Here is a 12,817-nt window from a genome sequence, read left to right on the forward strand (position 1 = left end):
GTTCTAGTGATTTGGCGGAAACGGACCGGCGCTCTAAATACTCCTTTTGATGCGCCTCGTTCGAAACTCGGTTCTCGAACGCGCCCAAACAGGTAGTCGAAGATGGTTTCCAAGCCCGATAATTTGCATTCGAAAATCATGACCCGCCGCAGCCTGCTTTTTGCCGGGGCGGCACTTGCGCTCTATGGCAGCGCCGCGCAGGCAGCGCCGAAAACGCCTTCCAGAAAGTCACCGCAGGCGGATGTCTATCTTCTGCGCGGGTTCGGGGATATTTTCTCCACCGGCATCGACGAGATCGGCAGGCAATTGCAGGCCAACGGCGTCGATGCGCATGTCGAGGGGCACCAGGCATGGCGTTTCGTGCTGAACCGGATTCTCGCCGACCAGAGGAACAATCCGCGCGCGCCGGTGGTGCTGATCGGCCACTCGCTCGGCGCCAATGCCGTTATCGATATTGCAGCGTCCCTTGAAAAGAAGGGCATTCAGGTTGCCTATATGGCGACCTTTGCCGCGACCGCGCCCGCTCCTTTGCCCGGTAATATCAGGCGCGTCGTGAACTTCTATTTCAAGCAGGACGGCTGGGGCCTGCCGCTGACCGCCGGCCCGCGGTTCAGGGGAAGCCTCGACAACCGCGATTTTTCGGGCATGAAGGATATCGGCCATTTCAACATTGAGAAGCAGCGCCCGCTTCAGAACGAAGTGGTTCGTAACGTGCTCGGCATCGTGCGCGCCAGATGACCGGAAAAGCGGATTGGCGGAAGAGAATGGGAGTCGAACCCACCAAAGACCGTCTATCGGCCCCTCCCGGATTTGAAGTCCGGACGCCCCACCAGGGACGCGTCTCTTCCTTAAACCGCCGTTTCGGTTAATGCAGTTTGCGAGAAATCACCGAACAAGTCCAGCTTGCGGCGATTGAGGCGGCGCATATCTCCACGCCTTATCGTGACGCTGTTGCGGTCGAAGAATTCGAGTATCTGGATCGCCACCTTGCGTCCGCTGTCGACCCGGTCGCGGAATCGCGCCGCGATGAACCAGCCGCTGTCGAATGCCGCGTCCATATCCGAGAGGATGCCGATCATCTCGGCAATCGTCGCCCGCAGGAAAAAATGGTCGTGCGCCACTTCATGCACCCGGCCCATGCGTCCGGCAAGCTTGAGAAGCCGGCGAATATCCTCCTCCCGCTCCTCAACCAGCCCAGCAATATCGCGCACGCGCGGCGGGCGAAAACGGGCGTCGCCTTCAAGCAGCGGCGCGATGCGCTGCCAGAGCGCCTCGTCGGCATCGCTCATCGTCACTTCGTGATCGCGAAGGCGAAGCCAGGCACCGTCCAGTCTCAAGAGGTCCGCATCGACCAGCGCGGCGATAGCTGCACGAAAGGCCGGAGCTGGCAGGCGCGGCTTCAACAACAGGCGCAGCCGTTCCACACCCATGCCGATCAGGTCGGGATTTTCATCGTGGAACGCACCGAGCCGCACCAGAATATCGTCGCGGAGCGCCTTCCATCGCTCCGGCAACAGCAGGAGCACGGAATTCCCCTGCGGGAGCATCACCGCATCGAGTTCCTGCGCCAGACCTTGCGGATCGTCTGCCAGCGCGCGGTCGCGCAGGAATGATTGTGCATCGAGATAATAAGGTTCGACAGCCAGCAGTGCGCGTGCAGCCTCTACGGGATCATCGATGGAATGGGCGTCGAGCTGCGCCATGCGCTCCAGGCTGCGGCGCTTGCGTTGCGGCGGGCGCAGATCGAGAAAACGACCGCCGCCGATAGTGCGCTGCGCGGAAACATCCCGGATGACGAAACGGTCTCCCGCCGCCGCCGCGACGGGGCGATCCAGCACCAGCTGCACCCGGTCTTCCACGCCGGGCTTAAGCTCCTCATCCCCCAAAAGCACGATGCGCGCCCCGACCTCCGCCGATGCATGGTGGAGACGCACCGGAAACCACTGGCCGACCGGCTTTTTCTCGGAGGGCAATATTTGCAGCGCGGCATCGATGCGGTCCGTCGGGCGATGAAGGCCCGGCGACACAAGCATGTCGCCCCGATGCACCGCCTCTTTCGATATGCCGTCGCCCGCCAGATTGAGCGCGCAGCGATCCCCCGCCTGCGCGGTTTCGCTGGGCCTGTTCTGCGCATGGATGGTGCGAACCCGCGCTTCCTTGCCGGAGGGGCTGACGATCAGATGCTCGCCAATGGAGACCTTGCCGGAAAGCACCGTGCCGGTGACGACCGTCCCCGCCCCCTTCAGCGTGAAGGAGCGATCCACAGCCAGACGAAAGCGTCCTGTTGTCCGCCGCTCGCCAAATGCATGCGCTTCAACTTCAAGCAGGGTCCTGAGAACGTCTATACCCGCACCGGAAACGGTGGAAACCGCCAGAACGGGAATATCGGCAAGGCCGGTCGGGGCCAGTTCATTGCGAATGGCGCTTTCCACTTCGGCCAGACGATCCGGCCCGGCAAGATCGGATTTGGTGATGACGGCGACGCCGCGCCGGATGCCGAGCAGGTTGACAATTGCCAGATGTTCGCGCGTTTGCGGCATGATCCCGTCATCGGCGGCGACAACCAGCATGACGAAATCGATACTTGCCGCCCCGGCCAGCATCGTATGCACGAATTTTTCATGCCCCGGCACGTCGACAAAGCCGAGTATATCCTTTTCGTCGCCGGAAAGCGGCAGATAGGCAAAACCGAGATCGATGGAAATGCCCCGCGCCTTTTCCTCTTTCAGCCGGTCCGTATCGATCTGCGTCAGCGCGCGCACGAGCGAGGTCTTGCCGTGATCGATATGCCCCGCCGTTCCGACAATCATGACCGGCGCGCCGCAAGCGCAGAGAGGCTATGCAGAAACCCCTTCTCATCATCGAGACAACGCAGATCGAGGACCAGCGCGCCCTTTTCGATCCGCCCGATGACCGGAAGGGGCAGCCCGCGCAAAGAAGCCGCAAGAGCCGTCAGCGGCGAGCCGCCGCCATCTTTCGGCACAATCGACAATCCGGCGCTTGGAACAGTCGAAAGCGGCAATGCGCCGGACCCGATCTGGCTTGCGCACGCCGTCACCGTGACGGTGAAAGCCGGGCCGAGCATTTTTTCAAGCTCCGGCTTGCACCTTGCGGCCTGCGCGGCGATTTCCGGCTGCGGTCGCGCGAGGTAGCGAATGGTCGGCAGCTTTTCCGAAAGCCGTTCCGGGTTGCGATAAAGTTTCAGCGTCGCTTCAAGTGCTGCAAGCCTGATCTTGTCCACCCGCAGGGCGCGCTTCATCGGGTTCTTGTTGATGCGGGCAATCAGATCACGCCGCCCGACAATGAACCCCGCCTGCGGTCCGCCGAGAAGCTTGTCACCTGAAAAGGTGACGATGTCAGCGCCTTCGGCGACCGCTTCGCGCACCGTTGGCTCATGTGCGAGACCGAAAGCGGTCAGGTCCGCAAGTGTCCCGGAACCGAGATCGTTGACCAGCGGCACGCCCTTGCCTCGCGCGATTGTCGCCAGTTCCGAGGCGGTGACTTCCCGCGTAAAACCTTCGATGCGGTAATTGGAGGCGTGAACCTTGAGCACAAGGCCGGTATCGGCGCCGATGGCGCTTTCGTAATCACGCGGATGGGTGCGGTTGGTGGTTCCAACCTCGACAAGCCGTGTCCCGGCGCGGGTCATGATATCCGGCATGCGGAACGCACCGCCGATCTCGATCAGTTCGCCGCGGGAAACGATAGCCTCCCTGCCCGCGGCCAGACTGTTCAGCACGAGAAGAACCGCCGCCGCGTTGTTATTGACGATGGTTGCATCTTCCGCGCCCGTCAGCTCACAGACAAGCGACCGCAGATGGTCGTCCCGCTCGCCTCGGGAGCCGGACGACAGATCAAATTCAAGCGAAACCGCCTGCCGCATCGCCTCGGTCGCCGCCTCGATGGCCGCTTCAGCCAGAATGGCGCGCCCCAGATTGGTGTGCAGCACGGTGCCCGTCAGATTGAAGAGCGGGCGCAGGCTCGACTGCCCGGATGCTTCGAGCAGTTGGAGAACCCGTTCGGCCAAATGCGCATTGCTGGAGGGCGAGGCACCGGATTTGACTGCCTCGCGCTCATCGCCCAACACCTTGCGCACAGCTTCCGTTACCGACGCACGGCCACAGCTTTCCAATGCCGCGGAAAGCTCGGGCATTTGCAGGATGGCATCCACAGATGGAAGATGGCGCAGCGACGCCCTGATCTGGTCCCTGATTTGGTCCATGCCGCCTCACAATCCGGCAAGAAGCGGGGAGAAGCCGCCTCGCCTGTAAGGCGTCTCGCGCATCAGCATATCGAGGCCGAGGCTTGCAACATCGTCGGCCACCGGATCGGCATCCGCTGAAAGCTGCTGATAGATGATCTTGACCCAGCTCTGGCATTCATCGCAGGTTTCGGCCTTGATGATGCCGCCGCCTTCCTCGACTTCCTTGTAACCAATGCCCTTGGTGGAGCCGCAACACACGCATTTTATCCGCACATAGTGCCAGAGCGTGTTGCAGACGGAACATGAGCAGAAGCGGGCGCCATGCGCACCAAGCCAGCCGACGACCATCGAGCTTGACGGCAGGGAGCCGCAAGACGGGCAGACGCCATCGGCGACCGGCTTCACCGATTTCGGGTCGAGCGCGGAAGCGAGCCGCGTGAAATGGAGCTGCAGCCCCGCCCAAACATAGATATGTTCGGCAATGGCCTCGGGCGGCAGAACGCCTGCAAAGATCGCCTCGATCATCCGGCGGCGTTCATGGGCACTGGCATTGGCAACACGGTCGAGGGCGCTCGCAGCATCGCTGGGCATGGCAACAGAACGCGCCTCATCGAACAGACGGTCGAAAATGCTGCCGAGCGCCTTTTGCGAAGCGGCATCCGCACGGTCGATTGCCGGCATGCCGAACTCCTGCCCGCTGGCGGAAGCATCGGGAGCCTCGGCCGCGCCAAGCGCGGCATGGATACGCGCCTGCGCATTGGTCAGTCCGGCAATGAATTCCAGATAGGGTTTGAGGGGGCTGACCGAGCCCATGAGATGCAGTCGCGCTGCACGCTTTGCGAAGAGATCACCCGGATCGGGCAACCGTACGAAGGGCGGAGCCGAGATTTCACCGATAACGGTCGGGTCTGGCGCCAGATCATTCTTGCCTGCCATGTCACTCCTCACGAACCCGACGGGCCACGCGGACCCAGCGGGTCTGTGGAAAGTTGCAGAGCGGTTCCGCCTTTGACGGTATTCGGAACAGCTCTACCTGTTTTTTGCATCGTCCTTCATTGTCGCCCAATCGCCGGATTTTTCAACCCGGCGACAGGATCACGCCACCGGCTTGCCGCCGGTCTGCTTGGCCTTCGGCTTCGACGCGAGTTCGCGCAGCCATTTGCGGTGATGCCGCCATGCCCAGCCGCCGCTCACGGTGCCGCGCGTCATCGCATGAATGGTGCCCTTCACCCAGATCGCGGCATAGACATGCACGATCCAGACGCAGATCGCCGCCACCGCCGCCATGGAATGCACAAGCAAAGCCCAGCGCTGCTGGTTGATGCTGGTCAAGGCGCCGAAATATTCGTTCCAGATCATCACGCCGGAGGCGACCAGGATGATGATCAGCAGCGACATGGACCAGAAAACAAGCTTCTGACCGGCATTATATTTGCCGACTTCAGGCAGCTTCTCCTCATTGCCGGCAATCACGTCATTGGCCTGTGCCAGCCATTGGCTGTCTTCGCGCTTCCACAGATTGGCGCTCCAGAAACGCAGGAAAAGCCCCAGGAAGCTGAAGAACAGCACCACGCCGATCCATGGATGAATGGCGCGTGTCCATTGTCCGCCGCCAAACAGGCCCGACAGGAAAAACAGCGACGGATGGAACATGGCGAGCCCGGAAAGCGCCAGCAGCACAAGGCTGACGGCGGTGATCCAGTGATTGATGCGCGCAGCGCCGGAATAGCGATGCACCCTGACCGGCTTGCCCGGCTCTATTCCGTCGCCGCGTTCAACGTCCTTGAAATCGGTCTTGCTCATGAGCTTTTTTCTCCCGTGAGCTTTTCGGCCTGTTCCTCGTCGTGCTCTGTCACGACATTCGGACCCTTGAAGATATAATGCAGCAGGCCGGCTGCGGCAGCCAGCCCCATCGCCGCCATGCCCGCATATTTGCTGACGCCCTTCCACGCCTCGACGACCGGGCTGATGCGCGGATTGTTCGGCAGGCCCGCATAGATTTCCGGTTTGTCGGCATGGTGCAGCACATACATGACATGGGTGCCGCCAACGCCCGGCGGATCGTAAAGACCGGCATTTTCAAAGCCGCGCGATTTCAGATCCTTGATGCGTCCGTCGGCCCATTCCTTCATCTCGTCCTTGGTGCCGTAGACGATGGCCTGCGTGGGGCAGGCCTTGGCACAGGCCGGACCCTGTCCCACCGCGATGCGGTCGGAGCAGAGCGTGCATTTATAGGCCTTGTTCGTGACCTGAGAGATGCGCGGAATGTCGAACGGACAACCCTTGACGCAATAGCCGCAGCCGATGCAGTTCTCATGGATGAAATCGACGATGCCGTTGGAATATTGCACGATTGCGCCCGGCGCCGGGCACGCCTTGAGACAGCCGGGGTCTTCGCAATGCATGCAGCCATCCTTGCGGATCAGCCATTCCAGATTGCCGGTATCGGGATTGTCCCACTCGGTAAAGCGCATCAGCGTGAAAGTATCCGGCGTCAGATCGTGCGGATTGTCATAGACGCCCACATTGACGCCCACTTCCTCATGCGTGTCGTTCCATTCGGCGCAGGCCGACTGGCAGGCCTTGCAGCCGATGCATTTCGACACGTCGATGAGCTTCGCCACCTCGGTCTGGCGTTCGGCGGGCGGCGTCACATTCGACGCCGACCGCCTGATCAGGTCCTTATCGCCGAAACGCGGCTGCTGCGGCTGGACGTCAGGATTGGGAACGGGTGGAAACATTTATCCCTCCTAAGCCACAGGCGCGCTTGAGCGCTCGATATTGACCAGAAACGCCTTGAACTCCGGCGTCTCGATGTTCGCGTCGCCGACGAAAGGTGTCAGCGAATTGGGGCCGAAGCCCTTGCGGGCGGCGCCCATGAAGCCCCAATGGAGCGGGATGCCGACCACATGCACCGTCTTGCCGTCGCAGATGAGCGGCTTGATGCGCTTGGTGACGACCGCCTTGGCCTTGACGGAGCCGCGCTTCGACCACACACGCACCCAGTCGCCCTTGGCGATGCCCTTTTCCTTCGCCAGTTCTTCCGAGATTTCCACGAAGAATTCCGGCTGCAGGACGGCGTTCACATGAACATGCTTGGTCCAGTAGTGGAAATGCTCCGTCAGGCGGTACGAGGTTGCGGCATAAGGAAACTCCTCCGATGCCGTTTCCGCGAACTGCTTGAAGTCGTCGTTGAACACGCGGGCCACCGGATTACCCCGAACCTTTGGCGCAATCACATTGGCGACCGGCGACTCGAACGGCTCGTAATGAGCCGGGAAAGGACCGTCGCGCATCATGCCGCGGCTGAACAGGCGCGAGGAGCCTTCGGCATTCATGATGAAAGGACCGACCTCTTCCGGCCTGGCGGTCGGCGCGATGTCCGGCACGTCATAGCCTGTCCATTTTGAACCATCCCATTCGAGGAGCTTGCGGCTCGGATCCCACGGCTTGCCGTTGATGTCGGCAGAGGCGCGGTTATAGAGAATGCGGCGGTTGGCGGGCCATGCCCACGACCAGTTGAGATAGGCGCCCGTCTCGTCCGGATCGTGATTGTCGCGGCGGGCCATGTTGTTGCCAGCCTCGGTGAAGCAGCCGGAATAGATCCAGCAGCCCGACGCCGTCGAGCCGTCATCGCGCAGCGCCGCGAAGCCGGACAGGAGCTTGCCCGCCTCGGCAACCACCTTGGTCGGATCGGTCGGGTCCGTCACCGTGGAAAGTGCGCGGCCGTTCAGTTCCTTCGCCAGTTCTTCCGCCGTGGGCTCGCCCTCTTCCTTATAGTCCCATGTGAGGTTGAGGATCGGATCGGGGAAAGCGCCCCCTTCCTTGCGATAAAGCTCCCGCAGCCGCAGGAAAATCTGCGCCATGATCCAGTTGTCGGTCTTCGCCTCGCCGGGCGGCGTAGCACCCGGCCAGTGCCATTGCAGCCAGCGTCCGGAATTGGTGAGCGAACCTTCGTCCTCCGCAAAGCAGGTGGAAGGCAGCTGGAACACTTCAGTCTGGATGGAAGCCGAATCCACCTCGTTGAATTCGCCGTGGTTTTCCCAGAAACGCGAGGTTTCTGTTTCCAGCGGGTCGATCGTCACGAGGAATTTCAGCTTCGACAAGGCGTCGGTCAACTTCTTGCGGTTCGGCACCGCCATCAGCGGATTGAACCCCTGACAGACATAGCCGTTGACCTTGCCGTCATGCATCATGTCGAAAATACGAAGCATGTCGTAGTTCGGCACATCGAGCTTCGGCAGCCAGTCATAGGCAAAGTCATTCTCGACCGTCGCGGCACTGCCCCACATAGCCTTCTGGAAACTGACGAAGAACTTGCGATAGTTCTGCCAGTAGCTCGTCTGGTTCGGGCGCAGCGGCTTGAAACCGCGTGTCGACATATAGGTCTCGAGATCGACCTCCTTTTCAACCGGGATGTTCATATAGCCCGGCAGGAGGTTGGACATGAGGCCGATATCGGTCAGTCCCTGAATGTTGGAGTGGCCGCGCAGCGCATTCATGCCGCCGCCGCGCACGCCGATATTGCCAAGGATGAGCTGCAGCATCGCCATGCAGCGAATATTCTGCGACCCCTTGGAATGCTGCGTCCAGCCGAGCGCGTACATCGACGTCATCGTCTTGTCGGGCGCCGAGCATTCGGACATCATCTGCGCCACTTTCAGGAATTTCTCCTTTGGCGTGCCGCAGATGCGTTCCACCATTTCCGGCGTGAACACGGAAACATGCTGCTTGAGCAAGTTCCACACGCAGCGCGGGTTCTGCAACGTGTCGTCCACGACGGCGTAACCGTCGTCGCCGATCACATAGTCCCAGCTCGAGCGGTCATAATCCCGCTTTTCCTCGTCATAGCCGGTAAACAGCCCGTCCTTGTATTCGAAGCCATCCTTGATGATGTAGCTGGCATTGGTGAAATGCTTCACATAATCCCACTGCACCTTGTCGTTCTGGATGCAGTAATTGATGACGCCGAGCAGGAAAGCGATATCCGAACCCTGCCGGATGGGCGCGTAGAAATCCGCCACCGACGCCGTGCGCGTGAAACGCGGGTCAACGACGATCAGCTTCGCGCCACGATGGTGCTTGGCCTCGGTCACCCACTTGAAGCCGCAAGGATGCGCTTCCGCCGCATTGCCGCCCATGACGACGACGAGATCGGTATTTTTAATGTCGGTCCAGGAATTGGTCATTGCTCCGCGGCCAAATGTTGGGGCGAGACTCGCCACCGTCGGGCCGTGTCAGACGCGTGCCTGGTTATCGAACGCAACTATGCCTGTGCTGCGCACCACCTTGTAGGTGAGGAACGCCGTTTCATTGGTGGTCGCCGAAGCCGCGAGGAAGCCCGTCGAGGTCCAGCGGTTGACCGCCGTGCCCGCCGCGTTCTTCGCGATGAAGTTGGCGTCGCGGTCGTCTTTCAGATGCCGCGCGATACGGTCGAGCGCATCTTCCCAGGAAATCTGCTTGAACTCGGAAGAACCCGACTCGCGCACCTGCGGATATTTCAGACGGGTCTCGGCCTGAACAAAACCCCTGAGCGCCGCGCCCTTCGGGCAAAGCGTGCCGCGATTGGTCGGGTGATCCGTATCGCCTTCGACATGGATCAGCTCTGCCTTCTCGCCCTTGCGCACATCGCCTTTGGAATAAAGGATGACGCCGCAGGCGACCGAGCAGTAAGGACAGGTATTGCGGGTTTCGGTCGTGTTGGTCAGCTTGAAGGGACGAATGGATTCGGCATAGGCGCTTTCCACCGCACCGAAACCGAAGGACCCAAGCGCCGAAGCCGCCACTACCGCCCCCGTTCCGCCCAGAAACTGGCGGCGTGAGAGCTCAACATTCATTGCGCTGCACCTCCCTGATCGTCAGAAGAAAAGTGCCGAGGCACATCCCCCCTAAATTGGACTTGGCCGACATCAGTTCACCGCAATAAAACCAAGTTGTCAACCGAAGGGCAGGTTAAATAAATTAACAATAAGGCACATTTATCAATAACATGAATTTAATTGTCATGTATTAATACATGAACCTCGTCGCGAGAATGACTTGAAAGCGCGCAAGCAGATTGACGTTGCCGTGTAAAAACGCCAGACTGCTGCCGTGGCTTCTTTTGTTGCTCCCGAGTTTCGGGGCCTGAATTTTGAGCGGCTTCTGCCTCGCGTCGGCTTCCTTGACCCGGCGCGATGGGTCGGTGCGGCCCTCGGTTCAGCGACTTTCCAATGGGGCAAAGCCGCATCCAGATTTCCTGAAATCATTGCATGTTCGTCACTTTCCGGCCGGAAGGCCGCGAAGCGATTTTTCTCGCGCAAACGCAACAAGAGCAATTCAAGGCACAAAAGGGGATCGTCATGAACCGTCGGGAACTTCTTAAATCCGGTGCGGCCTGCGCCGCCTTCAGCCTGCTGCCGAATTTTGCATCAGCCGCCTCCAACACATTCGCGCCGCAGCCTTCCGACTGGCGCAGCTTCGAGATCACCACCAGCATCACGCCTGCCGCTTCGGCGGAAGTCATTCGTGTCTGGGTTCCGCTGGCAGGGTTTAGTGCCGATGACTGGAACCGCCCGGAGGGCAATCGCTGGACGACCAATGCCAGGGTTGCGCGGCTCGACCGCGATCCTGTCAGCGGTACGGGCCTGCTTTACCTCGAATGGGATGGAGGCGAAGCAGAACCACAAGCCGAAATCATCAGCCTTATCTCCACCCGCGACCGTGCAAGCAATCTCGATGCGTCGGCAAAGGCCGTGCCGCTGACCCGCGCCGAACGCGAACGCTATCTGGCCGGAACGCGCCTTGCTCCGGTCGACGGCATTGTCAAAGAAACCTCCGACAGGATCGTTGCAGGTGCGGACAACGATCAGGAGAAGGCCCGCAGGATATACGATTGGGTCGTCGCCAACACCTATAGGCTCGCTGCGACACGCGGCTGCGGTGACGGCAACATCGTCGCCATGCTCGACAGCGGCGATCTCGGCGGCAAATGCGCCGACATCAATCCGCTGTTCGTGGCCCTGGTCAGGGCAGCGGGGATTCCCGCCCGCGACCTCTATGGCGTGCGCGTCGCGCCTTCCGCCTTTGGCTACAAGAGCCTCGGCGCAAAGAACGAGGTCATCACCAAGGCCCAGCACTGCCGCGCCGAAATCTATCTCGACGGCATCGGCTGGGTCGCGACCGATCCGGCGGATGTGCGCAAGGTGATGCTGGAAGAGGAAAAGGACGGGCTCCCCGCCGACGATCCGCGTGTCGTGGCTGTCCGGCAGAAGCTGTTCGGCTCCTGGGAGGGCAACTGGATCGCCTTCAATGATGGCAGCGATATCGCCTTGCCGTCCGCGCATGGGCCGGAACTCGGCTTCCTGATGTATCCGCAGGCCGAAGTCGCCAGCGCCCGTCTGGATTGCCTGGATGCGGATGTCTTCCGCTACGCCATGACCGCACGCGAAATAACGATATAAGTTTTGAGGATATCATGGATATTGCATCGCCTATTCGTCTGAGCACGCTTGCCCATGGCGGCGGTTGCGGCTGCAAGCTTGCTCCGGCCGTTTTGCAGGATCTGCTGTCGGACCAGCCGGTCATGCAGCCCTTCCGGCAGCTTCTCGTCGGAACGGAAACCGGCGACGATGCCGCCGTCTGGCAGCTGGACGACGAAAACTGCGTGATCGCCACCACGGATTTCTTCATGCCGATGGTGGACGATCCGTTCGACTTCGGACGCATCGCGGCCACCAATGCGATATCCGACGTCTATGCCATGGGCGGAACGCCGATCATGGCGCTGGCGATCCTCGGAATGCCTGTGAACAAGATGCCCGCCGAGATGATCCGCGAAATCCTGAAAGGTGGTTCCAGCATTTGCGCCGAAGCTGGCATTCCGGTTGCGGGCGGGCATTCCATCGACGCGCCGGAACCGATCTACGGACTGGCGGTCATCGGCACCTGCAAGCTCTCGAACCTGCGCAAGAACAGCGGTGCGCGTCCCGGCGATATGCTGATCCTGACCAAGGCAATTGGCGTCGGCATCTATTCCGCCGCCTTCAAGAAGCAGGAACTCGACAGCGCCGGTTATGATGAAATGATGGCATCCGTCACCTTGCTTAACCGGGTGGGCGCCGAACTTGGCAAGGATGACGCGGTCCATGCCGTTACCGATGTGACCGGCTTCGGCATTCTGGGTCATGCGCTCGAAATGGCGCGCGGCTCGAATGCGGGCGTTGCGCTGGATTATGCCGCCCTGCCCTTTCTCAATCAGGCCGAGCATCTGACGCAAGCCGGTTTCGTCACCGGAGCCTCGACCCGCAACTGGGCAAGCTACGGCGAGGATGTGGGGCTTCCCGACGATTATCCGCTTTGGAAACAGCAATTGCTGACCGACCCGCAGACATCCGGCGGACTTCTCATATCCTGCGCGCTGCAGGAAGCCGAAAGGCTTTTGAACCGCATCCGCACCGCCGGCTATCCATCCGCCCGCATCGTCGGGAAAGTGACGGATGATGCGGGCCGCGTGACGGTGACAGGCTGAAAATTGTTGAGACCACTCATCAACAGCTCCCTCATTGTTTGGACTGTTCCCCTCTGGAAATCAGTGCCATGAGTCGATAAAGGCAACTGCGCGTCCCGAAAACT

The 12,817-nt window shown here is 60.7% G+C and carries 9 protein-coding genes and 1 tRNA gene; 3 read left to right on the forward strand and 7 right to left on the reverse strand.

From position 1 onward, the window contains the following. Window positions 1-138: 138 nt before the first annotated feature. Complete coding sequence (locus tag J9800_RS16135) at window positions 139-738, forward strand: thioesterase domain-containing protein (protein WP_114216125.1); 600 nt, start codon at window positions 139-141, stop codon at window positions 736-738. Window positions 739-752: 14 nt separating this feature from the next. On the opposite strand, the gene J9800_RS16140 is transcribed toward J9800_RS16135, so the two are convergent. From J9800_RS16140 to fdnG, 7 genes are all read right to left on the reverse strand, one after another. Then, window positions 753-848 (reverse strand) — tRNA-Sec (locus J9800_RS16140). Then, complete coding sequence (gene selB, locus J9800_RS16145) at window positions 849-2,810, reverse strand: selenocysteine-specific translation elongation factor (RefSeq protein WP_114216024.1); 1,962 nt, start codon at window positions 2,808-2,810, stop codon at window positions 849-851. Continuing rightward, window positions 2,807-4,222, reverse strand: coding sequence for an L-seryl-tRNA(Sec) selenium transferase (selA, locus tag J9800_RS16150; protein ID WP_114216025.1), 1,416 nt, complete (start codon window positions 4,220-4,222; stop codon window positions 2,807-2,809). Before selA ends, selB begins: the two co-directional genes overlap by 4 nt. A 6-nt stretch (window positions 4,223-4,228) precedes the next feature. Next, window positions 4,229-5,140 carry a formate dehydrogenase accessory protein FdhE gene (gene fdhE, locus J9800_RS16155; RefSeq protein WP_114216026.1) on the reverse strand — a complete coding sequence of 304 codons (912 nt, stop codon included), beginning with the start codon at window positions 5,138-5,140 and terminating at the stop codon, window positions 4,229-4,231. 159 nt (window positions 5,141-5,299) lie between these two features. Continuing rightward, window positions 5,300-6,007, reverse strand: coding sequence for a formate dehydrogenase subunit gamma (locus J9800_RS16160; RefSeq protein ID WP_114216027.1), 708 nt, complete (start codon window positions 6,005-6,007; stop codon window positions 5,300-5,302). Further along, window positions 6,004-6,945: a formate dehydrogenase subunit beta gene (gene fdxH / locus J9800_RS16165; protein WP_114216028.1), complete on the reverse strand. Its 942-nt coding sequence runs from the start codon at window positions 6,943-6,945 to the stop codon at window positions 6,004-6,006. Before fdxH ends, J9800_RS16160 begins: the two co-directional genes overlap by 4 nt. Before the next feature lie 9 nt (window positions 6,946-6,954). Next, window positions 6,955-10,041 carry a formate dehydrogenase-N subunit alpha gene (gene fdnG, locus J9800_RS16170; protein ID WP_114216029.1) on the reverse strand — a complete coding sequence of 1,029 codons (3,087 nt, stop codon included), beginning with the start codon at window positions 10,039-10,041 and terminating at the stop codon, window positions 6,955-6,957. Between the two features lie 504 nt (window positions 10,042-10,545). Here fdnG and J9800_RS16175 point away from each other — a divergent pair. Together J9800_RS16175 and selD are read left to right on the forward strand one after the other, a co-directional pair. Further along, on the forward strand, window positions 10,546-11,646 hold the full coding sequence (locus J9800_RS16175) for a transglutaminase-like domain-containing protein (RefSeq protein ID WP_114216126.1): 1,101 nt from the start codon (window positions 10,546-10,548) through the stop codon (window positions 11,644-11,646). 14 nt (window positions 11,647-11,660) lie between these two features. Next, entirely contained in the window at window positions 11,661-12,713 is a 1,053-nt protein-coding gene (gene selD / locus J9800_RS16180) for a selenide, water dikinase SelD (RefSeq protein WP_114216030.1), read from the forward strand. Window positions 12,714-12,817: the final 104 nt, after the last annotated feature.

This window comes from Ochrobactrum sp. AP1BH01-1, assembly GCF_018066705.1.
GTDB lineage: Bacteria > Pseudomonadota > Alphaproteobacteria > Rhizobiales > Rhizobiaceae > Brucella.